Origin of the sequence: Nostoc sp. DedQUE12b, assembly GCF_034530835.1 — a bacterium.
Lineage (GTDB): Bacteria > Cyanobacteriota > Cyanobacteriia > Cyanobacteriales > Nostocaceae > Nostoc.
The window spans coordinates 1-25,124 of record NZ_JAVRCI010000034.1; the positions used below are offsets into that span (position 1 = coordinate 1).

Below are 25,124 nucleotides of genomic sequence, written 5' to 3' on the forward strand. Positions count from 1 at the left end.
TGTCTTCTCTTGGGCAAATGGTAGCAGGTATAGCTCATGAAATTAATAATCCTGTTAACTTTATTTATGGGAATATTCAATGCGCAACTGATTATACTCAAGATTTACTTAATCTAGTGAAATTATATCAGCAACAATACCCGAATCCCATCTATTTAATAGAAGACAATATTGAAGAGATTGATTTAAACTTTATTCATAAAGATTTACCAAGCCTGCTTTCTTCTATGAAAATGGGTGCTCAACGCATTCAGGAAATTGTGTTATCTTTGCGGAACTTTTCCCGATTAGATGAAGCTGATATGAAAGAGGTAGATATTCATGAAGGAATTGATAATACACTGTTAATTCTGAATCACAGACTTCAACAAGAAATTCAAGTAATTAAAAAATATGGAGATTTACCCTTGGTTGAGTGTTATCCAGCACAACTCAATCAGGTGTTTATGAATATTTTAAGTAATGCGATAGATGCTGTACTAGATCAAAAAACTCATTCAGGTAAAAGTAAACAAATTTTTATAGATACATTAAAAATAGATGATATTTTTATCAAAGTAGGGATCAGAGATAACGGCCCCGGAATTTCACCAGAGATTAAAAAGAAACTATTTGACCCTTTTTTCACAACTAAGCCAGTGGGTAAAGGTACTGGCTTAGGTTTAAGTATTTGTTATCAGATAGTTGATAAACACCAAGGTAAAATAGAAGTGATGTCAGAATTTGAGCAAGGGACGGAGTTTGCAATCATTTTACCTATTAAAACACAAATAAACTAGTACCATTATCTATAGGTAACGCAGAATTGAAAATTACCAAAGTCTTTTTTAAAAAAGCTAGGAGTGAGCATTTAAAAGCTTATAATTAATAGCTTCTTGCTCTCAGACGTATCAACAAATTATCCAAAGCTGCATTAGCTGAAGGTGTTTCAGGTAATGGGCTGGATTGATGTGCCTCCTGTAACTTATTACGCAGACGTTCATATTCTCTTTGATGAAAAGCTACATTAATATCTAACAAAATGGACTTTTCTGTACTTACTAATTTTTGGGCGATCAAATCAGAAATATAGGGTAAATTAAAAACCTCATTTAGCTTAATTAAGTTAGACTCAACTATTCCTGTTTGCATCAGATAAATTCCAGTTAATAGGACTCTATAAACATAAAGTAATGACTTGAGTCGATACGTATGTTCTTTTTCAAAAAGTTTCCATTGGCTTGTGGCAAAACCAATATAATGGTAGCTATGATGACGAGTAATACAATTTTTAGCAATATTTTTCAATTCCTCATGCTCAGGTGAGGTTACTAATATTAAAGGAGAATACAATTGTTCTAAGACATAACCATTCTTTTTAAGTAGCATCAAAAAGAATTTTTTGACATCATGAGTTACTAAATCAATTTCTAAAGATTCGCGAACTTCTGAAACTTCAATAGTTTCATTTTTAGTCTGTAATCCCACTACTTCTTGAACTGGTAAAATATGCACACCACGCAAGTCATAATCAGAATCAGGTGAGGGAAAACCATATAAGTGGGAACCACTGATGATGGCGAATAAAAACGGATAAGGCTGTTGCCCAATAATTGTATTAATAGAAGTTGGAATATTCATAATGTGCCGTTTACTTGCTTACCTCGGTTCGCCTATTTCATTAGAATATCTATTGTATAAACCAGAACACTCACTCATCGTCCAGAGTTATCAACCCCGCAAAATGACCTCTGGGGTAGTAAATGCAGATGGCTTTGGTGTGGGTTGGTATCATATTCAAAAAGATACTGAGCCTTTTATCTACAAAAATACTCTGCCTATTTGGAATGATATAAACCTACCTAGTCTCAGCCGTTACGTCGAATCAAAGTGTGTACTTGCTTATGTCCGCAGTGCTACACCAGGACAAGCCGTAGATTTTGCTAATTGTCAGCCCTTTAACCATCAACAACAGTTATTTATTCACAATGGACGAATCGAAAATTTCCGCAAAACATTACACAGAAAAATTCGCAGTACTTTAACCCAGGATTTTTACGAAAAAATTAATGGCAATACTGACTCAGAACACATTTTTGCATTGTTACTTTCGCAAAGTCAAATTAACAAACATCGGCCTCCAGAGTATGCCTTACGCACCACATTATTAACCCTTCTAGAGATGGCAAAACGCTATCAAGTAGAAGCCTCACTCAACGTAGTTTTTAGTGACGGACATCGTTTAATAGCTTCTCGTTTTGCTACCACTTCACCGCCTCCATCTCTTTACTGGATACGAGATGATCCGACTTTCCCACAATCCGTAATTATTGCGTCTGAACCTATATTTCTAGGTAATTGGATTGCTTGCCCAGAAAATAGCATCATTAGTGTGGGAGCAGACTGTGAGATCCAAATTGAGCAAATCTAGTGTGAAAGAGGCTATTTCTCAAGCCTTTGATAAATGTCGCTCGAAAACTTTTGCGCTATTCCAGGATATGGACGAAGCCACATTCTCTAGTCAACCTCATTCTGACTTGATCTGCTGTTGGCTGCTACTTGGGACATATTGGCTATATCGAGTCTTTATCGCTGAAGAACATAGCAATTAGACGCTTACTTGCTACTATTTTAGTGGGAAAATGCTGAAAAATAGCTTTAAAGGTTGAGCTATATTGCTCAAGCATGATTTTATTAACTATGGCTATGTGTTTCACTGATTGGGGTAAAGGTCTGCCATCAAAGTAACCTATTACGCCAAGTAAACGGAGGTTTCATGTCGATATCTAAAGCTGTTAACAGCAAGGTTAATTCTGAAAGCAGCGTTGAAAAACGCTTGCTGATAGAGCGTTTGGTAGGAGCAACTCAAATAGTTGCACCTAGTGCTGGGAGTGATGTAGTGAAGGGATTAACTCACACACCTAAATCTCTACCCCCTTGTTACTTTTATGATGACCGTGGTTCCGATCTGTTTGAGCAAATCTGTGATTTACCAGAATATTATCTTACACGCACAGAAACAACGATTTTACAGCAGTATGCTGGTGAAATTGCTAAGATAACTGGCGTTTGTGAATTGGTAGAACTTGGCAGTGGCAGTTCTAGCAAAACCCGTATTTTACTAGATGCCTACCAGCAACTAGGCTATCCTCTGCACTACCTACCAATTGATGTATGTGCAGGTATGTTAGAAAGTAGTGCCAAGCAGTTATTAAAAGATTATCCCTTACTTCAAGTTTATGCACTAGCGGGAACCTATGAATTAGCCCTTGCAAAACTCTTACCGACGCAATTACCCAGTCGGATGATTTGTTTTATTGGTAGCAGTTTAGGTAATCTTACCCCTGATGAGTGTGATGTGTTCTTCTCTCAAATTACCAATGCTTTACAAGTAGGTGAGTATTTTTTATTGGGGATAGATTTACGAAAGCCAAAACAGATTTTGGAACCAGCTTATAACGACAGCCAGGGAGTGACAGCTGCATTTAACCTCAATATGCTAGAACATTTAAATCAGCGATTTGAGGGTAACTTTGACACCACCCAGTTTGAACACTGGGCATTTTACAATGAAAGCGAGCATCAAATAGAAATGCATTTACGCAGCTTGCGATCGCAAATTGTAGAATTACGCGCTCTTAATCTTAAGGTTAATTTTGCACCAGGTGAGACTATCCTCACCGAAATTTCCCGCAAATTTGACATTAATACTATCAAACAGCAACTAACTGCACAAGGTTTATTACCTCTTCATGTGTGGAGAGATCCAAATCAATGGTTTGGCTTAATGCTCTGTCAACTGCAAGCATAAAGCAAATCAGAGTATGGCTAATATATATCGCGGTTCTCAGTTGAGTCCAATATATATCTAACAAAAACAGCACTTCCCTACAAGCGTTGGGGAGTAACACTCAAAACCTCTCTTCTTTTAGGAGAGAGGTCAAAGTATATTAGACCTCTTGTATGAATGCAAATAAAATTATTGCTGCATTGAAGGTGTAGGAAAAATTCTGCTGAATATAGGAAGCCGTGTACGAGGCTTATTTGCTGTTCTATTGCCATTAGGAACAGAAGAGTTATTAGCTGCCTCAGAAAGAAGAGGTGGTTTGCTGTTAGTAGAATTGGCAAAATCACTCAATTGGTTAGCCGAAGGTGAATTTGAAGATATGGGAGTAAGATTTTCAGAATTTTGACTGTTAGTTTTTACCGGAGTTTGAGCTTGAGATGGAGTAACGAGGAAAGTTGAACTTGTTCCTAATACCAGTATGAGCAAATGAGAAATATATTGTTGCATGGAGATTGGTAAAATGGGTTGATAAATATTCAAAGCTTAAAGAAGTTGTGTTTATTCTTAGTGAGAAACAAAAGTGCAATTTTCCAATAGAAATTATGACGCTGTTGTCTCATAAAACTTGAACACAGCGATTTCCAAATGAACAGACTATTAATGCTTAGTACATTAATTTGCTAACAACAATCTAACCTCCCTCAATCAAGGGGAAGCTAAACTCTATTTTGTAGAGAGCGGTTATTTTCAGACTCCTGAATCTGCCTGAAAGAGAGTTATAAATAGATACACCTGGGATAATTGACGTTTTTTAATCAACTAAGCCATCACAACTATTAATATTCTAGTGATATTTAACTTGTTAATAAAAGAGGAATGTTACTGAACTTTTTGATAAAACTGATTTATATAAAATCAACTCTAACTCGCATATTTAACTAACTAAAGCAAAAAGTATATGAATTTTTAATAAAACCTAAGTTTGATAAAGTAGTTTTAGTTAATCAATGCGTGTATATTTCAGCAATATACACTAAGTCTGAATATATTAAGTAAATATTGAGAATATAAATCCACAGAAACCCGACTTTTCAAACAAGTCGGAGTTCTTATTTCTCACAAATGATTTAGGTTTGCTCGATATGAGTTTAGCTGTAGACATTCTTAAACTACAACCCATTTTTATTAGATAAGACAACAATTAATTTTTGTTGCAATTAAACCAGGGATAGAACAGCACATTCGCACATCATGATTACTCAACTAGAAGAATTAGCTGAGGCGCTGTTAGATTTCAACAGTCAAAGCGATTGAGTAAATTACTTAGAAAATATCTTTTTACCTCAACCTAATCTGGGAGATTAAGCGACACCTACGCAAGAGTAAAGGGGGCAGGAATTAGCGGGATATTTCTGCATCTTTCTCCCCTTCTCCTTGCTCCCCTATCTCTCTGGTCTTGAATTATCAAAAAGCGTTACAGTTTCGTCCCACACTCAGCACAGAAGTTATGGGTAGGAGCATTTTTTGCATTGCAGTTGCTACAATACAATGGCTCTGCTGCCGCTTTTGGCGGTTGTTTCTGCAAGCCGACCATTTGAGCGTTGCTCTTACCAGGGGCTACCATTGGATAGCAGTTTTCGTCTCTGGTGACGTGGACATTTAAGATTACTGGGCCATTGTGTGCTAGCATTTCGGCGATCGCATCTTTTAATTGACTGCGATCGCTGATTATCATGCCTTTAATGCCATAAGCTTTTCCCAACAACTCTACGTCTGGCATCCCTATTTCCATGTCGGAGCATGAGTAACGCTCACCATAGAAGGCTTGCTGCCACTGGCGCACCATCCCTTGCCAGCCGTTGTTGAGAATTATTGTCTTGACGTTTATTCCATACTGTGAAATCGTTCCTAGTTCCTGTAGACACATTTGGAAACTAGCATCACCGCTGATACAGATGACTTCTTCATCAGGAAACGCCACTTTCGCGCCCATTGCCGCAGGTAAGCCAAAACCCATCGTTCCCAAACCAGCGCTAGAAATCCAGCGCCTTGGGCCATTCTTCAGGAATTGTGCTGCCCACATTTGATGTTGCCCGACATCTGTGGTGTAGAAAGCCTGGGGTGCTTGGCTATTGACTTCTACAATTACTTCTTGGGGTGAAATACTGTCGGGATGATGCGGCACGATTAGAGGATACTCATCGCGCCAACGGTTAACTAGATTTAACCATTCTTGGTTTTGATTAGGTGTAGCTTTTACCCCTGTTTCCTTGCAGCGACGCAACAAGTCCACTAACACATTCCGCACATCGCCGACGATGGGCACTTCGGGAATACGGTTTTTGCCGACTTCTGCGGGATCGATGTCGATGTGAATTACTTTAGCGCGGGAGGCGAATTCGTCTAACTTACCTGTAACGCGATCGTCAAATCTAGCGCCGACGCAAATCAGCAAGTCACAATCACTAACAGCGAAGTTAGCGTAAGCCGTGCCGTGCATCCCCAACATTCCTAAAGCTAAGGGATGATGTTCGTCAAAGGCACCGATCCCCATTAAAGTTGTGGTGACGGGAATATCGAATAATTCAGCTAGTTGTTTGATTTCTTCATGGGCACCGGCTGCGATCGCACCACCACCCACATATAATAGCGGACGGCGGCTTTCAGTAATCAATTGGATAGCAGCATTAATCTGCCGGGGATTTCCCTTCACAGTGGGACGATAACCGCGTAACTTCACTGAACCTGGTTTGACAGGTACATAGTCAAATTCTTCTAAAGCTACATCCTTGGGGACATCAATCAAAACTGGCCCCGGACGCCCAGTACTAGCGATATGGAATGCTTCGGCGACAATTCGCGCCATATCTTTGGGATCGCGTACCACATAGGAGTGCTTGACGATTGGGAGCGTAATCCCGTAAATATCAGTTTCCTGAAACGCATCTGTACCAATCGACGGACGTGCTACCTGTCCTGTAACCACAATCATCGGGATTGAATCCATGTAGGCGGTGGCGATGCCTGTCACCAAGTTAGTTGCTCCTGGTCCCGAAGTACCAAAGCAGACTCCTACTTTTCCTGTGGCACGGGCGTAACCATCAGCGGCGTGGGCTGCGCCTTGCTCGTGCCTCACGAGAATGTGCTTCATAGCACCAGTTGCTTCCACCTTATACAGGTCGTCGTAAATTGGTAGAATTGCCCCACCAGGATAACCAAAAATATAATCAACGCCGTGGCGATGAAGGCTGTCAAGCAGAGCAAAACCGCCAGATGCTCGTTTGGGCAAGGCTGGCTGGCTAGAAGCACGAGACTGTTTGTGATTCTCGGTTTGTGGGAGACTAATTTGGGAGAGCGATCGCACGGTCAAACCTCAGACTATAGCTAAAGTTAATGCTGGATTCTGTATTTAAGATTTCATTTTAATTGAAAACTTCAATCAAAATTTTATTAATTTTTATATGAAATATAAACCTAGACTATTAGCGTACATTAATTAAATTACGTTTTGCAAGACTTTGCGGGTATTTTTCCAAGCCCAAACACCGACAACTACCACAACAATACTCATTGCTACCAGCACAGTTCGCAAGCCCAGAGCATCAGTCAATGGCCCAGTAATGGCTAGGGGTAACGCCAAGGCGATGTTAACGGCATGATTTTGAAAGCCAAATACTTTACCGTGCATGGTAGATGGTGTTTGCTGTTGAATTAAAGTTTGCATGGGTACGCCAATTAGGGAAGCACCTACACCCAAAAATGTACAGAGTCCTAGCGCCAGTAATAAGTTGTGCGTAAAAGTAAACACCCCTAAAACTAGTGCAATTATCAAAAATCCAATTAAAGGTAAGGGTTTATGATGCAATTTATCACCCCAGTGGCCTAAAATCGCCGCACCAAATACCATCCCCACACCGGCTGCTGCCAAGAAAAAGCCAAACTGTTTTTCTTTTAAACCAAACTCCTCGGCTAATTGAATTGTTAGCACCGTTAAGGCTGCAAACACACAATATAAAGTTGTCAGTTGCAGCATGGCATTCAATATCAAACGGTTTTTCTTGAGATACCGCAGGCTCTCAGTGAATTCAGCCCAAGGGTTATTTGATGCTTGATGTTCTTGGTGGGGTTTGGATTCTTTAAACTTAATTGGCTGCATGATCGCAGCCGATAATATGTATAATCCACCAACTACAATCTCTTGACCGTATTGTTCTCCCATCAAGCTTTTCGACAAACTCAGAATCGGCTCACCGATCGCAAAGCCAACAATTAAAGCTCCCATCATCGTGCTGCTAAACAGCGCATTAGCTGCCAACAAATTCTCTCGCTTCACCAACAAAGGAATCGCTGCTTGTTCAGCTGGTGCAAAAAACTGCGTCACCGTGGAAATGGCAAAGGTCAGGATTAACAGAATCAGGAACTCTCGCGGTAACAAGGGAAGACACAGTGTCATTATTCCCCGCACAATATCTGAGCCGACCATAATTAGCTTTTTTGGCAAGCGGTCAACAAAGATACCACCGGCAGAGCCGAACAAAATTGCTGGTATTGTAAACGATAGCATCAAGGTTGAGTACATCGAGTTTTGTGCCAACCCAGGAAGCGGTGAGTAGTTCTCTAACAAAGCAATCATTAAAACGAAGAAGACTTTATCTGCTAACTGGGACACCAATTGCCCAATCCACAGGAGCATAAAACCACGGTTTTTCAGCAGTGCGCCAAAGCCGTTATTAACAGCAGCCGGTTCAGTTGGAAACATTAGATACTTTCTTGGGGTAGATGGGGCATGGGGCATTGGGCATGGGGTATTGGGCATAGGGCAGAATAAATGCTGACTCCAAATCCCTCACTCCTAACTCCTGTTTACTTACTCCATTGTCCGGATTAATTTGCTTCGTAGTGCTTTAACAGCATAAGCAAAAACTCAGTTGCTGTCAGACGACCTGTGGGTGGAATAATCTCAATGGACGAATCTACCCAACAGCCTTGTACAGTTTGGGGAGATTTCCAAATGGACAAATGATCGACTGATGGCTCTGCATAAAAGTTATTTTGCCCACTGCCTAGCAAAGATGAACTCCAATGGGTGAAATAATCATGGCTCATCCGATGAATAGGGAAATTACCCTGTAGTGGTACTCCCCATCCATCTATAGCAATAAACGCTTTGACACGACCACCCAAGAGTTGCCACAAATGTGCTGCCCCTATTGCCCCAACTACGCCAGCACTAAAGCTTATGAATATAATTGGTGATTTTAAAGAGTCGGTTTCGGTCAAGCAATACCTGCGGTGAGCTAGGCTAACGCGCAAAAACTGCAAAATGTGCAATGCTGATAAACTCGAAAAATCATTACCCGGAAAAACCAATATATTAGATTGATTTTTAGAAATTAAGCCATTAGGAATATCTAACCATTCCGATATAAAGGATTCAGTGAAGGCTGGATCGTGGATTCCAGGGCAAATAATAATGATGCTCATCTGTCTGTGCGTGGCAGCTTTCAAAATTATGAATAATTTAAACCTACTACAAGGGTCTATTAACTGTTCAGGTTTACTAAAAGATGATGGGAGATGAAGGGAAGATTTTAAGTAATATGTAGTAATAAATAAAACCTAACAAGCCAAAAAAGTTACATAGTTTTGCTCATAACTATATACAGATGCATGGATCAGGCTTTGTGTCAGTTTGTGTCATTTATTAGTGCGATCGCTAATTGCAATTATAGAATCTGAATTTGCTTTGATAGCAGAAAATCTGAAATAAATTCTGTGAAATATTGAATTTTTAAAAGTAAGAACAATGCTTGCCCACGCTCATTCCTTAGTCTACACTCTCAAATCATTGATGCGTGCCCAATCCCAATATAAATTTGACCAAATTTATCGGTTAATCGTTCAATCGTTTTTAAAATAATATTAATACCATAATTGCGGATTTTGGAAGATTGTATGTGAACTTTAGTTACTCTGGATCACTCAAACTTATAATCTCAAATCGTCTAATTCTTGCCAAAGAGTATTGATAAAATCCTGAGTCTGTTTTAAATTAAGTTCTCCAAAAGCTTGCCATTCTTCAGGTGTAATTTTCTCATCGCTTTGAATAACTTCTTGTATCCAATAGGGTAAGTCAAAGGGGTGACGAATTAATTCGTGGGTTTTTTCCAAAGGAGTTTTACCTAAACTTTCTGGATTATATCTAGCAACCAAGCATAATTTTAACAACTTAGCTAAATTACTTTCAGGAGGGATTGAGAGTAAAAAAGCCATAGTTTGAGCTAACATATTTTTGTTAACTTCCATTAATTTTGATTCCTTTTTTACAGTTTTATAATATAAAAATTATACATTCTTGTTAAGATTATGGATGTTTTGACCCATCAGGCATAATAGCACCTTTGAGATAAGCTCCACGCAAATCGTAGTCATTAACATTAGCACCTTTGAGGTCAGCACCTGTTAAATAAGCATTTTTCATATCTGCACCACTAAGATTTGCATTGTTGAGATTTGCACCACTAAGATTTGTATCTCTTAAATCAGCACAAATCAGATTGGCATGACTAAGGTTAGCACTACTAAGATTAGCGTAACTAAGTTTAGCAAAACCCAAGTTGGCATGACTCAGATTAGCACCAGTAAGATTCACACGAGCCAGCAAAGCATTTCCAAGGTTAGCATGATTAAGGTTTGCATGATTCATATCAGATTTAGTTAAATTAGCTTCGCTTAAATCAGCTTTAGGAAGATTAATCCTAACTAATTTTGCTTCAGGTAAATCTAAATTATTTAAAGTAACTCCATCTTCATTCAAATCTTGTAAAGCAATAATTCTTGCAGGACTAACTTTTACACCATTAGCAGCATCAATGACACTCCAAGCTTGATATTGAAATTCTTTTTTTCGATCGGGAATTTCTTTAATATATAGAATTAAAGCAGCGATGATACTAATAGGTTCAACGTCTGATAAAAGTCTAGATATAATCGAACCATCAGGAGTAAGAATAACTAAGATAACTAAACTAGAAGCAATGGAAATAGCCACTAACCATGTTGGTGACTCCCAGAACCAATCAAGAATTTTTTTGAAAATATTTTTAAAACTATTTTGGATGAGTTGTATTGGTTTTAATATCAATCTAATTACTTGACTTAAATTACTTTGCTGAGGTATAGCTCTGACTGTCCTACCTCTTCTCCCAAGCTTGGGGGAAACAGTCTCACTCATCAACGGAGGAAATTCTGGTTGTTCTAGTTTTACAGCGACATCTATTCCTGCACCTTCTAACATTAACGCAGAGATAGTTGTCTAAGTATCAACCCAAGCTTGTGCGACTTCGGGAGTCCAATCTTCTTGTAAATATTCTGCGAAAGTTTTTAGCAAAATATCTCCCACAATTGGATAATATTCTATAAGTGTGCCATAGCCTTTATGTCTAGCGCCTAAATCTTTGAGAACTAGAACTAAAGCTTCGGGAGTACGTAAACTTTCTACTAATAAGACGAGAGAATTAAATAGTTTTTTCTCTTGTTTATCCATATCAGTTTTACCAAACAAACCTTGAGTTTGGGGATAAGTTTTAAAGAGATTTTCGTAAAAGCTAGCAGCAAATTCTCCAGCATGAGGTTTAATTTTTTCAAAGCTAGTTTCGACGAGTTCAATTTGTGTAACTGTAGATAATTGAGGTGTTACTTTTTTTGCTGAAAAAACTGACACTTGAGGCGGTGATTGGGATTTTTCTACATCTGGTTGTATACTTAACTGAGAAATATCTACTCCTGCACCTTCCAACATTAACCCAGAGATAGTTGTGTAAGTATCAACCCAAGCTTGTGCGACTTCGGGAGTCCAATCTTCTTGTAAATACTCAGCAAAAGTTGCTAGTAAAATCTCGCTTACAAAAGGATAATATTCTATAAGTGTGCCATAACCTTTATGTCTAGCACCTAAATCTTTGAGAACTACAGCTAAAGCTTCGGGAGTGCGTAAACCTTCTACTAATAAGACGAGAGAATTAAATAGTTTTTTCTCTTGCTTATCCATATCAGTTTTACCAAACAAAGCTTGAGTTTGGGGATAAGTTTCAAAGAGATTTTGATAAAAACTAAAAACAAATTCTCTAGCACAAGGTTTGATTTTCTCAAAGCTAGTTTCAACGAGTTCAATGCGTAAATTTGAATAAGATGATGTCATATTCATATTCATGGTTATCGAACAGAATTCAGGAGTCAGGAATCGCAGTGAATTCTGACTGAAAAGCGGATAGCGCAGTATAAAGCCTTCTCTTCTTGCAAAGGGAGACGCACTCGCGTTTGAGAGGCTTCTCTTTCAGAGACGCGAACGCCAACGGCATGGCATCTCTACGAGATGCTGCACCTAGAGAGCGTCTTGATTCTGAATTCTGAATTCTGAATTCTGCATTCTTCTTCAACCATCGTACTTTAATGGAAACTTGCCCATATTTATTTTCTGAGTTTTATAGTAGTGTGTTCTTGAGCGAGATACAAGAAAAGGCTTTTTTATCAGGGATTATAGCCCATAAAAATGCATCTCAATTGACTAAAAACTGCTATAATTTAGGATCTCTGAACGCTTGATCTTGCCAATAAAACACCGATTTGGATGCCAATCATTCCTGCGATCGCACTGCCAACAAAATAAATTAACAGCATTGTGATATCGCCTTTATCTAAGAAACCTTTTGATTCCAAGCCATAGGTTGAAAAAGTAGTATATGCGCCGCAGAAACCTGTTGTCGTCATCAGGCGAAGTTCAGTCGAGATGATACGAATATTCTCCGCTGCTAGAGTCAAAATATAAGCAATCAATAAACAGCCAGTCACATTAATAAAGAATGTGCCGTAAAAGCCAAAATCTTTTCCAAAAATAGCTTTTGCTAATTCGGTTCCATAAAAACGACTCAACGCTCCAAAAATTGCCCCGATCGCCACAGTTAGGGGATAACGTCCTTTCAACAAATTCATTGTTTTTTACCTAAAAATGTGTATGCTTTCTCGTAAAGGCTTTTTTCAAAGTTGCTCTCAAGTACATCCCAACCTTTTTTATTACTTGAGGAAATTACTTCACAAAAAGCTTGGCGATCGCAACTCCTAAAATCACCGCTCCCAACCCTAGAACTGCACTCCCCGCCCAATAAAAGACCGTCGCAGTCTTTTGTTTGCTACGCCACAGAGTCAGAGTATCAAAGCCATAGGTTGAAAATGTGGTGTAAGAACCTAAAAATCCAGTCCTAATTAGTAAATCCAATTCTGATGGATAGCCTGTAATTCCTTTAGAAATCGTGAAAAAGAAACCCATCGCTAAACATCCAGTCAGATTAATGACAAATGTTCCATAGGGAAATTTTGTCCCCAATTTGGCTTTTGTCCATTCTGTTATATAGAACCGAGACAGCGCTCCAGGAACTGCACCTACCGCAATTGAGAGAACATTAGTTAAATCTGCCACTATTTTTGTAACTCTCCGCCCTCAATGTTTGAGTTGTTTTGCATGTAATGTATTTAAAAAGTCTCAGTTTAAAAAAAATATTGGAATAAATCATACAAGACTGACTCTCAAATTTGCAATAAATATATGTAACAATCATCATTAAAACTAATATATAAAGCCCATAAAGAAGTAAGCCTACGTAAATATTTGTAGCTGTGATAGGGCAAGAGGTAGGAGTCAGTAAGCAGGAACAAAGAGAGTTATAGCTTAATTTATCTTGATTTACTTAGTTTAGTTTTATTGTGCCGTTACTAATTTTTAAGGTCTGGTAAATGCTTTTTTCAGCTTATCTACTTTGTATAGCAATTAGACTATTAGGGCGTGTTTTATAACTACTGGTTTAGCCTTGCAACTTTTTAGATCCTCCTAAATTACCCTTCAAAAGATGCGGTTTAAAGACTTCCAGTGAAAAAATATTCCATCGTATGGACACGCAGATGTGCATTAGTGTTAATTTCTGCGTGTCCTCTGTGCCTCTGTGGTAGACTGCGGCAAGTACGCTATTTTGTAACTCGTGCGTAAGTCTGTCCTAATATCTGGGGAAGCTCGACGAGCTTGGATAGCTCTAAACTTAAAGCACATTTAGTTAAAGTGTTTTTATCTATACACTAATAATCAAAGTATGTCTTTTGATGTATTCTTTTGATTTTGCCACCTATCCTATCCCCCTGGATGGGATAATAAGTTACTAGTAGGGAAAAAGTGCAAACTATTCCCTAACTCCAAATCTCTCTGCACTTTGGTTATATTGAGGAACTCATTGTGGTTGCCACGCCGGAAAAAGTACAACACACTCACGAGCATCTATCAGGTAAAGACCGTGTAGCCGTATTGCTCATGGGCTACGGCGAAGTCGAAAGCTACGAAGATTTCGCCAACTATAACGAACAGGCTTTAAATCTACTGACAGCAAAATTCGCACCAGTCCCAACGTGGATTTATCCGCCTCTGGCAAAGCTTTTGGCGCTATTTGATCGCCATGAGTGGGGACACACACACCACGATTTTATCTCCCCACACAATGCCATCTTTGAACAGCAGCGGGCTGGGATCGAGAAGAATTTACAAGAAAAATGGGGCGATAAGGTTCAAGTTTTTAAGGCTTTCAACTTCTGCGCGCCTTTCTTACCCAATCAAGTCTTGGCAGAAATCAAAAACCAAGGCTTTGATAAGCTGCTAATCTACCCACTGTTGGTTGTTGATTCTATCTTTACTAGTGGGATTGCGATCGAGCAAGTTAACAATGCTCTGGTTGAGTTGACTGACGGTGAAGAACACTGGGTTAAAGCACAGCGCTACATTCCTTCTTTTTTCAACGAACCAGCTTATATCGATTTGATGGCTCATCTGGTTGAGGAGAAAATTGCTGAGTTAGCAGGAGCTTATCTCCCTTCTCAAATCGGCATTGTGTTAATGAATCACGGCTGTCCCCACAAAGCTAAAGGCTTTACTTCTGGGATTGCCGAAAGTGAAGCAATGTACGATTTAGTTCGGGATAAGTTGATTAACCGCTATCCGTTAATCTCCGTGGGTTGGCTTAATCATGACACACCCTTAATTGATTGGACGCAGCCAAATGCCGAGCAAGCGGCAAATAACCTGATTCAATTGGGTGCAAAAGTGGTAATTTTTATGCCAATTGGCTTTGCCACAGAAAACCACGAAACTCTATTAGATGTACACCATATCATCCATGCTTTAGAGAAACAGCATCCTGGCACGAACTACGTGCAAATGGCTTGCGTCAACGATCATCCAGAATTCTTGGCAATGGCGGCGCAATGGGCTGATACTCATATAGCAGAGTTGTTATCAGAGCAACCTTTGGCAGTTAAGCCTCAACTCGCAGGGGATCACCATCATCACCACCATCATTAAGTTTTGAGTTTGCGAGGGTGGGCAAAGCTAGACCCACCCTACAATTAATTTACGCCCCGCAGCTTGCGAGTGTTATCAACTAAACTTTGAGCAAATTGATCGAATCTTTGAGAGAGCTTTTCATCTACTAGTTTGCCTTCAGGACTGAATGCACCCCAAGCTTGTCCGATCGCAATTTGTTCAGGGATAGACCAACAATGCACCCATCTGGTAATTAACCGTAGTTCGTTTAGAGCGTTGCTATTAGATTGACCACCCAAAACACTAATAAATCCTGCTACTTTATCAGATAGTTGATCAAAGCTCATTAAGTCCAGAGCATTTTTCAGGACACCACTAACGCCACCATGATACTCAGGTGTCGCTAAAATTAACCCATCAGCCTGACTAACTGTTTCTTGCAACCGCTGAACATCTGGATACTCTGGATACTCCTTTGCGCCAGTGCAAAATGGTAGCTGCAACTGCCGTAAATCGAGAATTTCTACCTCTGCGCCTACTGCTTCAACCCTTTGCGCTGCAACTTCTAAAGCAAGCTGGGTATAAGAGTTGGGTCTTAAACTACCACCAATGCCAATAATTTTCACCATAATTAACCCACAAACTATTAACTAGCTACTATCGTCAGATTTCTTAAAAAGCGGAATCGTTATGACTATGTTTATCTTAGCGATTTGTGCCGGAATGTGTCAAATTAATCTCTACTGGAGATTGAGGATTGGGGAAGCAGAGGAGCAGCACTTCTCTACGAGACGCTGCGCGTAGCTTGCTTCCCCGGAGGGGTACGACTACGCTCAGTGACCACGCCAACGGCTACGCTCAGTGACCGAGGAGAAGTTGCAGTAAGTCTTTCGCCTCTGTCTCTTGTGCCCAATCCCCAGTCTTAAAAGCTGCATACTAGATAACGATCGCTCAACTTTATGTAATAGCCTGAAGAAACTTGGGAATGCTTTTGTGAGGAAGTTAGACTAGATAAGAAAAGTGTAATTTCCAGTTATTACAATTTTTGATAGAAGAATAGGCATAAAACCAGCGCTTAACTTGTGCCAGCAGACAAAGGGTAATTATTATGACAAATTCGGGAAAAAAAGCATTGATAAAAAGGCAGTCCTCAAAGCGCGTTGCTTGGGTTGGTGCAATTGCTGCTAGTCTGATTATGTTGCCAGGAATTTTCGGAAGTACTCCTGTCATGGCACAAAAGGCAGAAACCGCCTCGCTAAATTATGGCGACTTGATAAAGAAAGTTAAGGCGGGAGAAGTCGAGAAAGTAGAGTTAGACGAAACCGAACAGCTAGCAAAGGTTTATCTTAAGGGGCGAAAAGATAATACACCACCGCAACAGGTGAGACTTTTGGCGCAAAACACAGAGTTAATCAATATTCTCAAAGATAAGAATGTTGATTTTGGGGAAGTTTCCTCTGCTAACAGTCGAGCTGCTGTTGGACTGTTGATCAACTTGATGTGGATTTTGCCACTAGTAGCTTTAATGTTATTGTTCCTCCGACGCTCTACTAATGCTTCTAGCCAAGCGATGAATTTCGGTAAATCCAAAGCTCGCTTCCAAATGGAGGCAAAAACTGGAGTGAAATTTGAAGATGTCGCTGGGGTTGAAGAAGCGAAAGAAGAACTTGAAGAAGTTGTGACTTTCCTGAAACAGCCGGAAAGATTTACTGCTGTAGGCGCACGGATTCCCAAAGGAGTGCTGTTAATTGGCCCTCCTGGTACTGGTAAAACTTTACTAGCAAAAGCGATCGCAGGTGAAGCCGGTGTACCATTTTTCAGTATTTCTGGTTCAGAATTTGTGGAAATGTTCGTTGGCGTGGGTGCATCTCGCGTGCGCGACCTCTTCAAGAAAGCCAAAGATAATGCCCCTTGTCTAATATTTATCGATGAAATTGACGCAGTAGGTAGACAACGGGGTGCTGGTATCGGTGGCGGTAACGACGAGCGCGAACAAACCCTCAACCAACTGCTCACTGAAATGGATGGTTTTGAAGGTAACACAGGTATCATTATTATTGCTGCCACAAACCGCCCAGATGTTTTAGATACAGCATTACTCAGACCGGGACGCTTTGATAGACAAGTGATGGTCGATCCACCCGATCTCAAAGGGCGACTGGAAATTTTGAAAGTCCACGCGCGGAATAAGAAAATCGATCCTAGCGTATCATTAGAAGCGATCGCTCGCCGCACTCCTGGTTTTACTGGCGCAGATTTAGCCAACTTACTCAACGAAGCCGCTATTCTCACTGCTAGAAGACGTAAAGAAGCCGTCACTCTTTTAGAAATTGATGCTGCTGTAGACCGAGTTGTTGCAGGTATGGAAGGTACCGCCTTAGTAGACAGCAAGAGCAAGCGCTTGATTGCCTATCATGAAGTTGGACACGCTTTAGTAGGCACATTGCTCAAAGACCACGATCCTGTACAGAAAGTGACATTAATTCCACGGGGACAAGCACTGGGATTAACTTGGTTTACTCCCAACGAAGAACAGGGGTTAATTTCTCGTTCTCAACTTAAATCCCGGATTACTGCTACTTTGGGTGGTCGCGCCGCCGAAGAAATTGTCTTTGGTAAGCCAGAAGTAACCACAGGTGCAAGCAATGACCTGCAACACGTGACAGGGATGGCACGGCAGATGGTGACACGCTTCGGAATGTCAGAATTAGGCCCATTGTCCTTGGAAAATCAGAGTGGAGAGGTATTTTTAGGACGCGACTGGATGAATAAATCAGACTACTCTGAAGAAATTGCTGCCAAAATTGATTCACAAGTGCGCGAAATTGTTAGCAATTCCTACATTAAGGCCAAAGAACTGTTGGAAGAAAACCGCGTAGTTTTGGAGCGTTTAGTAGATTTGCTAGCAGAACAAGAAACAATTGAAGGTGATGTATTCCGCAAAATTGTTGGCGATCATGTTCAGGTAGCCGATGAACAATTAGCTGTACCTCATTAAATATAAGAGTGAAAAAATGTAGAGGCGTAGCAGTGCTAACTCTCTACAAGGGTTCTGGATAGCGCATCTTTAATTTCACAAGATGTCTATTAAGGAATAAACAAAAGCTAATAGTCTGTCAACTTTAGACTACTGAAAATCCAAAGGTTAAGATTCCCAACTTCTGAAAAAAGTTGGGAATTTTGTTGTGAAAAAAATTACAATACTACCTCAGCCTTCCCAGAAAGTAGCACACATAAAGTCTTGTCACTGCAAAGCTTAAGCTATTGTATTATATATACCCAAGTAATGTACTACAAGTAAACATAAACATCATGAAATATAGATTTTGTGCAAGTTATCTGCTTGCTGCTTTAGCATTTCTGCCCTTCGAGCCTGTAAGCATTACTCAGGTTTTGGCAAGAGAGTCAGTTTACCAACTAGCACAAGCAAAATCTGCTTACACCCAATATATGCAGCTTGGTTATAATGAAACCAAACGGAGAAACTATAGAAAAGCTTTATTGAATTTTCAGCAAGCAGAGCGGCTACGTCCTGGAGATAGATATGCTACTTCTGCAATTAGAAATGTTACAAGCTACATTCAACGCGGTAGAAATCGTATCGCCTTTGTCCCAGGTAGACCTGGTAGGGTAAGGTCAGCAGGAACACGGGGAAGTTGCTTTCAAACTGGACAATATCTTATTCCCCTGACACCAACAGATAAGGAAGCTCAACGCACCACAGCAGAACGTCCCACATTCTTTTTCTACCTTCCTCAAACTTCGACAACAGTGCAAGCACTAGAATTTGTTTTGCGGGATAGTGATAGTATTGACCCATTATATAAGGGAACTTTCAAACCTGTTGGGCAGAATGGTATTGTTAGTGTAAATGTACCTATCGATCAGCCATCTCTAGAAATCGGTAAAGAGTACAATTGGACTTTTTCGATGATTTGCGATCCTAATAACCGCGATAAAGACTCTTATGTAGAAGGTACAATTGTGCGATCGCAAGATGAAAACCTATCTCTTCAGCTAAACCAACCAAACACAGACTTAGATCGAGCAGTTTTATTCGCCACAGCCGGATTTTGGGAAGATGCTCTGAGAACTTTAGCTAATTTACGCCGCCAGCGTCCGAACGATCCTGAAGTTCAGAAATATTGGGAAGATTTTTTAAATTCAGTAGACATTAAAGAAGTTGTAAACAAGCCTTTATTGCCCTGTTGTACTGCCCAAAAATAAACAATTACTTAAAAACCCAGTTTTCATAGAGAAGCTGGGTTTTTTACTCTTCAATTTAAGATTAAGCGATCGCAAATACTTATGGCGTGGACGGTATCAATTCTCGCTAATTACTGCTGTAAGTCAACCTGGTAGAGAAACAGGAAGTGCGATCGCCTAATTTTCTACCGACGCAACACTCTTCGAACGCTGGCGTGTCCAAAATAACAATATTAGACCTCTTGCATAAATCAAAAATAAGAAAGAACCCCACCCCGCCAAAGCTACGCTTTGTCTCCCCTCCCCGCTTGCGGGGAGGGGTTGGGGGTGGGGTGTTAGAGACTTTTGCAAGAGGTCTATTGTATATAGTTTCCGAATTTGGTATTTATGTATCATTCCGCAAAACCCTAAATGGCTGATTATTGCTTTCCCATTTACGAATGTCCAAGTAGAGTTGTGTCTGGTGAAAGAAAATTTCCTCATAAGCAAGCCGCAAACTACGCTCAAGACTGTTTGGTTCAACATCAGCAGCTTTGTTAGAGCCAAGTGCTTTGCGTAAACCAAGCGACAGAATTTCCACCAAATGATGACCACAGCAAATTTGCCAAGGATCGTGGTTATTGCTTTTCTGACTCTTTAGCCGTTCTTGCAGATTTTTCTCGTTCAAAGAGAAAGCTTGGGATTTATTCTTAATCTCCTGAATCAGCTTGAGTTCATCAATTTGTAAAGTTTGCTCATGAATGAACTTGCTAAATGTAATACCCTCAAAGGTTAGGTTTAATCCGTCACATTTAGAGATCCAAAGCAAATAACCTACCGACATCCCATTTTCAAGTAATACTGATTTTATTTCTCGATTAAACTGAGTAATTTTCTCTTCAGAACCAAACTCAGCAATTACTTTGTTAAATGCTGGTGAGTCAATCAGCATAGTTTCAAGGTCATGGCTATCGGTACGAAGCAGATTAGGACTGGTGTATAACAAAGTTTCAAGGCGCTCAAAATCTGCATCAACAATCGCTAAAACTCCCTGAAAATTTGATTGTTCCAAAATTTTTAAAATTTCAATAGCACGCTGTTTACTAGAGGGTTTTCCTGATGTTTCGACTAACTCACAAACTAATTGGTCAACAAATCGCTTGTAGAAAGTTTTATCAGAACTTCCTTCCACTAACAAAAAAGTTCCAGTATATGTGCTTCGTCATAATCGTATTTGGTTAGCAACACGGTCAACTGTTAGAAAATCTCTCACTTTTGTGGCCCTTTCAGTTCAACCGTTAAATCCCAGCGATCTTGAATAATATCTGGTGAATGAGTAGCCATCAATATATTTAAATCTGCAAGCTGTGTAATGTCTTGTAAGTCCTTTAAAAACTGAACCTGCCATCCTACATGAAGAGATAATTCCGGCTCATCAATTAAGACTAGAGAATTAGGTTGAACTTTAAATAATAGTTCATAGAGAAGAACTAACTCATGCTGTTCCCCGGATGACAAATCTGTTGGCAAAAGAGTTTTGGAATTAGATAATGAGGAGTCATAACTTGTTGTAACAACGAATCCCTTTTCTTTACTAAAATTTATCTCTTTATAAGAATAGGCAAACTTATTATTAATAATTTTTCTTAATAAATCAATCTTGCTTGCTATTTCAGCAAAAACGCTCAACTTTTTTTCCACATCTTGAACATATACTGACAAAGCATTTTTGGTGCTTTCATCTATATCTTGAGGCTGGATTTGAAATTCTGCATCTTCATCTTTATCCAAAAGACCTACTTCTATGAGGCGAGAGCGAGTCGCTTCAAGTTCGTTTAATTGATGACGAAGTTGTTCATCTGTTAAATCTGTGGATGGCTGTTGCTTAACTACCCTAACTGGAAAAGTTCTGTCAAGAGATTGGGATATTGTACCGTATTCTTTAAATTTATCTTGCATTAGTTTAGCAAGTTCATCAGAATAGGCAGACACAGTTGATAATATTGAAGGTGTTTCAGCAGACCGTCTGGAAGAACGGTTAGGAACAAAGTTAAGCAACCGTTGTGATTCAATGAGGCGAATATGAATATTGTTTTTCAAATTTTCTAGCCAATCAGGTTCTTCCTGTGACTTAAATGATGAAGGCAATACATTATCAAAACGTTCTAAAACTTGTTCTAAAGAAAGAGCTTCTCCAGTAGGATCATACAGCCATTTTCGAGGAGCTATTCGTTCTAAGCCTGGTATAATCTTATCTAAAATACCAATTCTAACGTCTAGATCACTAATAGTTTTCATTGGTTTTAGAGGAAAAGGATCTTGCTCTGAATCAGGCTGATAAAAATGGAAAACAATCTTATTTCTTTTTGATTGCTCTGCATTTTCGGTGTTTTTTATTTCAAGACTACTATTATTATCAAATTCAAATCGAAAAGTTCTAAATGGTATGGTTTTTAATTCTGCATTTCGGGAGTTAAAAAAGTTATTGATAATTCTTAATATGGCTGTTTTTCCAAAACCATTTGGGCCATGAATAATGGTGATTCGTTCATCTATATTCAATGGAATCACATGGTCAAAAATTCCAAATAAGCCACTGACAGAAATTTGCTTAATTCGCATAGTCATTTAATCCTATAAGCATTGGCTTCATGACTTTGATTGTAACTTCTATCTTTCTCTGGAAAGCACAGGAAACACAGAGTTATATTCTTTTGTGTCCTCTTTCCTAAAAAGTTTTGGTCGTCGATTCGCTTTTAGGCGTTACCGAAGGGTAGCCGATACACCCTGCGGCATAAAATCATAGTACTTGAGACAGTTTCAACAGCGATCGCACAATCAGGCATCGCGTTGATATAATTTACCTTTAAACTGAGTTCAGCAATTGCCCAAGCTTTTTGGTACAGTATTCTAGAAAATCCACATGACCAGAATAGGCGATCGCTAATTGCAATTGCCAGTTTATTGCTCAAAATCTAGAACGCAGTTGCTATGATCAAACGCCTGCTTGTGGTGGAATCTCCGGGAAAAGTTAAAAAACTCAGTCAAATTCTGGGTTCGGATTGGAAAGTTCTAGCCAGTTGTGGTCATATCCGAGAACTCAGCAATGAAGGGGACGATTCCTTGGGCTTTGTCATGGATGGCAATAATGTCCGATGCAACTACATCCCCCGTGACCAACGAGCGAAGGAAACAATTCAGAAGCTCAAGTCTGCGGTGAAGCAGGTTGATGAAGTTGTCTTAGCAACTGACCCAGACCGGGAAGGCGAAACAATCGCTTGGCATCTCAAAGAAACGCTGGGTTTAAGGGAACCGAAACGAGTAATTTATACTGAGATTACAGCATCGGCGGTACAGAGTGCGATCGCTAATCCTAGAAAGCTAGACCAAAACTTAATCGGTGCTGGGCTGTGCCGAGATTGCCTAGATAAGCTGGTGGGTTATAAAGGTAGCCCGTTAGTGTGGGCATTGAATAACGGCGCTAAGAGTGTTGGTAGAGTTCAAAGCGCCACGTTGCACCTGATTTGTCAGCGAGAAAACGAAATTTTTACTTTTGTTCCCCAAGATTACTGGAGTGTCTGGGTAGATTATGCTGAAGGATTTCGGGCTTTTTACAAAGGGACGGTCGATTCTGCAAAAGATGCAGCAGACCAAGAAACTGAAACTCACGATGACGCGAAAGTAGGTAATAGTCCAGAAACACCGGAGTCTAAGCGCGTTCTTTCCGAAGCAGAGGCGACACGTTTAGTTGAAGAAGCACAGCGACATCCTCATCAGGTGATTCATTTTGAAGGAAAAATCGTTAACCGCCAGCCACCGCCGCCATTTACAACTTCCAGCCTTCAGCAAGCAGCCGGTTCAAAGCTGAGGTTTGCTCCCGACAAAACCATGATTGTAGCCCAAAAGCTTTATGAGGCAGGGCTGATAACATATATGCGAACAGACTCAGTAATGCTGAGTCCAGAATTTTGTGCCAGCGCCCGTAAATGGTTAGAGCAAAACGACCCGCCGAATGTACCGCAGCAAGTCGCCAAGCATCGCAGTAGCAAATCGGCTCAAGAAGCACATGAAGCCATTCGTCCAACAGATGTATTTCGTCCCTCAGTTCAGTTGCGTTTAGAACTCCCGGATGATGAGTTTAATCTGTATGTGATGATCTGGAAACGGTCAATTGCTTCTCAGTGTCGGGCTGCTCAATTGCGTAAAACTTTGGTGATTACTCAATCTGGTTCCCTACTGTGGTCAGCCAGAGGGCAAGTAATTGAATTTTACGGTTATGCTCGGTACTGGAATAATCTCAGCAAGGATAGTGTTTTACCTTCATTAAAACAGGGACAAGCGCTAAAACTGGAGAATGCTGGACATGAAAAGAAGCAGACGCAGCCACCACCTCGTTACAGTGAACCAAAATTAGTGCAATTGATGGAACGTAAAGGAATTGGTCGCCCAAGTACCTATGCTCCTACTGTTGCTACCTTAAAAAAACGAAATTATGTCGAGTTGAAAAAAGACCATCTGCAACCGACAGCGTTAGGGTTAGAAGTTGATGCGTTTTTGCTCAAAGCACTGCCTGATTTACTAGAGGCAGAATTCACAGCGAAAATGGAAGATGCCCTTGATGCAATTTCTGAAGGGAAAAACTCTTGGCAGCATTATTTAACTAGTTGGAATCAAAATTACTTTATACCAGCGCTCTCCAAAGCTAAAACTGTAGTTGCAAGTTCCCCAACAGGTAAAGCTAATATGATAACTGAGCGCAAATATGAAACTTCCAAAACGCGATGCCCTGAATGCAAAAATTTTCTCGCCAAAATTCCGAGCAGTAAAGTTAAAAAGAAATATTTCCTCAAATGTACAAAAGGTTGTGAAAATGTCGTGTTGTTTTGGAGCGACTTTAACAAAACTTGGCAGCCACCACAAACTAAAACAGTCCAAGCTGAAAATCAGCAAAAGCCTCCTGTGAAGATGACGGCATATCCCTGCCCAGTATGTAAGAAACCTTTAGAGGAGTACAGTTATATCAAAGAGGGACAGAGTAAAACAATGTTGCGATGTTCCAATCCACAATCCCGTAAGGACACCAAACATAAAGATGTGGCTTATTTCAATACGCCAAAAGGGTGGTGGAGTCCTAAGTTTGGGGAGATATCAAAAACTTAACTAATTTTAGCTATTAGTGTTGCAGGTCACTACATTTAGTTTAGAGGTTGCAATGTGTATTTAAGCACAATTAACGAGCAGCTAGAAGCTGGTGAATATTAGTCTATGTATTTTTAACACAGTTGACTTACTTTAGCCGCAAGTTCTGCGATGTTCATCTGCTCGTAGTGTTCAAAGGGTTGGTGAATCCAGGGATTGTCAGCTAAGTAATCAACATAATAATTGGGTGCTATAACTGAACAGGCTTTATACCAAAGAACGGCGGTGCGAATTTCCTCAATGGGGAAATCAGTATTTTGCTTGAGCCAAGGTATAGTCTGCTGGAGTGTGATACCAGAGTCTACCAAATCATCGACTACGAGAATGCGCGAACCTAACTTTTCGGCAGTCATCGTTAAGTGGCGGGAGAAAATTAAATTGCTTCTTTCTTGCTTACCAGTGCCACTGTAAGATGAGGTTGCTAAAATTGCCAGTGGTTGCTGGTATATACGGGAAAGAATATCTCCAACTCTTAGTCCTCCTCTGGCAAGACAGATAATCTGGTTGAATTCCCAACCGGATTCATAAATCTGAATAGCCAGTTGTTCAATTTTTTGGTGATAATCTGACCAAGAAACATAAAGGTCTGGCATAAGTCTAACGGGAGTGGTAGATGGC

At 40.0% G+C, this 25,124-nt stretch carries 24 protein-coding genes; 9 read left to right on the forward strand and 15 right to left on the reverse strand.

Annotated elements, in window-relative coordinates:
* The coding region (locus tag RMY16_RS17560) for a sensor histidine kinase (RefSeq protein ID WP_322737480.1) at positions 1 to 779 on the forward strand (779 nt) is incomplete at its 5' end.
* A gap of 85 nt (positions 780 to 864) precedes the next feature.
* On the opposite strand, the gene RMY16_RS17565 is transcribed toward RMY16_RS17560, so the two are convergent.
* Positions 865 to 1,620: a DNA polymerase beta superfamily protein gene (locus RMY16_RS17565; RefSeq protein ID WP_322737481.1), complete on the reverse strand. Its 756-nt coding sequence runs from the start codon at positions 1,618 to 1,620 to the stop codon at positions 865 to 867.
* Position 1,621: 1 nt separating this feature from the next.
* Between RMY16_RS17565 and egtC the strand changes: the two genes are divergently transcribed.
* The 3 genes from egtC (at position 1,622) to egtD (ending at position 3,790) form a co-directional block, all read left to right on the forward strand.
* A complete protein-coding gene (egtC, locus tag RMY16_RS17570; protein WP_322737482.1) occupies positions 1,622 to 2,410 on the forward strand; it encodes an ergothioneine biosynthesis protein EgtC in 789 nt (262 codons plus the stop codon).
* 1 nt (position 2,411) lies between these two features.
* Positions 2,412 to 2,591: a hypothetical protein gene (locus RMY16_RS17575; protein WP_322665127.1), complete on the forward strand. Its 180-nt coding sequence runs from the start codon at positions 2,412 to 2,414 to the stop codon at positions 2,589 to 2,591.
* Positions 2,592 to 2,755: 164 nt separating this feature from the next.
* A complete protein-coding gene (gene egtD / locus RMY16_RS17580) occupies positions 2,756 to 3,790 on the forward strand; it encodes an L-histidine N(alpha)-methyltransferase (RefSeq protein WP_322665129.1) in 1,035 nt (344 codons plus the stop codon).
* A gap of 168 nt (positions 3,791 to 3,958) precedes the next feature.
* Here the strand turns inward: egtD and RMY16_RS17585 are convergent, their stop codons facing one another.
* Positions 3,959 to 4,306 carry a hypothetical protein gene (locus tag RMY16_RS17585; RefSeq protein WP_322737483.1) on the reverse strand — a complete coding sequence of 116 codons (348 nt, stop codon included), beginning with the start codon at positions 4,304 to 4,306 and terminating at the stop codon, positions 3,959 to 3,961.
* A 711-nt stretch (positions 4,307 to 5,017) separates the two neighbouring features.
* Here RMY16_RS17585 and RMY16_RS33070 point away from each other — a divergent pair.
* A complete protein-coding gene (locus RMY16_RS33070; protein ID WP_322665195.1) occupies positions 5,018 to 5,080 on the forward strand; it encodes a DUF4351 domain-containing protein in 63 nt (20 codons plus the stop codon).
* 160 nt (positions 5,081 to 5,240) lie between these two features.
* On the opposite strand, the gene ilvB is transcribed toward RMY16_RS33070, so the two are convergent.
* The 8 genes from ilvB to crcB form a co-directional block, all read right to left on the reverse strand.
* Entirely contained in the window at positions 5,241 to 7,130 is a 1,890-nt protein-coding gene (gene ilvB, locus RMY16_RS17590) for a biosynthetic-type acetolactate synthase large subunit (RefSeq protein ID WP_322665133.1), read from the reverse strand.
* Positions 7,131 to 7,262: 132 nt separating this feature from the next.
* Positions 7,263 to 8,525 (reverse strand): MFS transporter, encoded by a 1,263-nt coding sequence (locus RMY16_RS17595; RefSeq protein WP_322665134.1) that lies wholly within the window; start codon positions 8,523 to 8,525, stop codon positions 7,263 to 7,265.
* A gap of 125 nt (positions 8,526 to 8,650) precedes the next feature.
* The gene (locus RMY16_RS17600) at positions 8,651 to 9,250 is read right to left on the reverse strand and encodes a hypothetical protein (RefSeq protein WP_322665136.1); all 600 of its coding nucleotides are present in this window, start codon (positions 9,248 to 9,250) and stop codon (positions 8,651 to 8,653) included.
* Between the two features lie 504 nt (positions 9,251 to 9,754).
* Entirely contained in the window at positions 9,755 to 10,072 is a 318-nt protein-coding gene (locus RMY16_RS17605) for a hypothetical protein (protein ID WP_322737484.1), read from the reverse strand.
* A gap of 58 nt (positions 10,073 to 10,130) precedes the next feature.
* Positions 10,131 to 11,063, reverse strand: coding sequence for a pentapeptide repeat-containing protein (locus RMY16_RS17610; protein ID WP_322737485.1), 933 nt, complete (start codon positions 11,061 to 11,063; stop codon positions 10,131 to 10,133).
* An 18-nt stretch (positions 11,064 to 11,081) separates the two neighbouring features.
* On the reverse strand, positions 11,082 to 11,966 hold the full coding sequence (locus RMY16_RS17615; protein WP_322737486.1) for a globin family protein: 885 nt from the start codon (positions 11,964 to 11,966) through the stop codon (positions 11,082 to 11,084).
* Positions 11,967 to 12,349: 383 nt separating this feature from the next.
* Positions 12,350 to 12,757 (reverse strand): CrcB family protein, encoded by a 408-nt coding sequence (locus tag RMY16_RS17620; RefSeq protein WP_322737487.1) that lies wholly within the window; start codon positions 12,755 to 12,757, stop codon positions 12,350 to 12,352.
* A 94-nt stretch (positions 12,758 to 12,851) separates the two neighbouring features.
* Complete coding sequence (gene crcB / locus RMY16_RS17625; RefSeq protein ID WP_416211683.1) at positions 12,852 to 13,241, reverse strand: fluoride efflux transporter CrcB; 390 nt, start codon at positions 13,239 to 13,241, stop codon at positions 12,852 to 12,854.
* Positions 13,242 to 14,045: 804 nt separating this feature from the next.
* Between crcB and RMY16_RS17630 the strand changes: the two genes are divergently transcribed.
* On the forward strand, positions 14,046 to 15,161 hold the full coding sequence (locus tag RMY16_RS17630; protein WP_322737488.1) for a ferrochelatase: 1,116 nt from the start codon (positions 14,046 to 14,048) through the stop codon (positions 15,159 to 15,161).
* A gap of 44 nt (positions 15,162 to 15,205) precedes the next feature.
* Here RMY16_RS17630 and RMY16_RS17635 read toward each other — a convergent pair whose 3' ends face one another.
* Complete coding sequence (locus tag RMY16_RS17635) at positions 15,206 to 15,751, reverse strand: NADPH-dependent FMN reductase (RefSeq protein ID WP_094353353.1); 546 nt, start codon at positions 15,749 to 15,751, stop codon at positions 15,206 to 15,208.
* A gap of 479 nt (positions 15,752 to 16,230) precedes the next feature.
* Between RMY16_RS17635 and ftsH the strand changes: the two genes are divergently transcribed.
* Positions 16,231 to 18,120 carry an ATP-dependent zinc metalloprotease FtsH gene (gene ftsH, locus RMY16_RS17640; RefSeq protein ID WP_322737489.1) on the forward strand — a complete coding sequence of 630 codons (1,890 nt, stop codon included), beginning with the start codon at positions 16,231 to 16,233 and terminating at the stop codon, positions 18,118 to 18,120.
* 314 nt (positions 18,121 to 18,434) lie between these two features.
* Entirely contained in the window at positions 18,435 to 19,349 is a 915-nt protein-coding gene (locus RMY16_RS17645) for a DUF928 domain-containing protein (RefSeq protein ID WP_322737490.1), read from the forward strand.
* A gap of 364 nt (positions 19,350 to 19,713) precedes the next feature.
* On the opposite strand, the gene RMY16_RS17650 is transcribed toward RMY16_RS17645, so the two are convergent.
* The 3 genes from RMY16_RS17650 to RMY16_RS17660 all read right to left on the reverse strand — a co-directional run bounded on the left by RMY16_RS17650 (position 19,714) and on the right by RMY16_RS17660 (position 22,279).
* Positions 19,714 to 20,499, reverse strand: coding sequence for a DUF4435 domain-containing protein (locus RMY16_RS17650; protein WP_322737491.1), 786 nt, complete (start codon positions 20,497 to 20,499; stop codon positions 19,714 to 19,716).
* A 77-nt stretch (positions 20,500 to 20,576) separates the two neighbouring features.
* Positions 20,577 to 21,929, reverse strand: coding sequence for an AAA family ATPase (locus tag RMY16_RS17655; RefSeq protein WP_322737492.1), 1,353 nt, complete (start codon positions 21,927 to 21,929; stop codon positions 20,577 to 20,579).
* A gap of 134 nt (positions 21,930 to 22,063) precedes the next feature.
* A complete protein-coding gene (locus tag RMY16_RS17660) occupies positions 22,064 to 22,279 on the reverse strand; it encodes a hypothetical protein (protein WP_322737493.1) in 216 nt (71 codons plus the stop codon).
* Positions 22,280 to 22,298: 19 nt separating this feature from the next.
* On the opposite strand from RMY16_RS17660, the gene topA reads away from it, so the two are divergent.
* Complete coding sequence (gene topA / locus RMY16_RS17665) at positions 22,299 to 24,467, forward strand: type I DNA topoisomerase (protein ID WP_322737494.1); 2,169 nt, start codon at positions 22,299 to 22,301, stop codon at positions 24,465 to 24,467.
* 113 nt (positions 24,468 to 24,580) lie between these two features.
* On the opposite strand, the gene RMY16_RS17670 is transcribed toward topA, so the two are convergent.
* Entirely contained in the window at positions 24,581 to 25,099 is a 519-nt protein-coding gene (locus tag RMY16_RS17670; RefSeq protein WP_322665156.1) for a phosphoribosyltransferase, read from the reverse strand.
* Between the last annotated feature and the right edge of the window lie 25 nt (positions 25,100 to 25,124).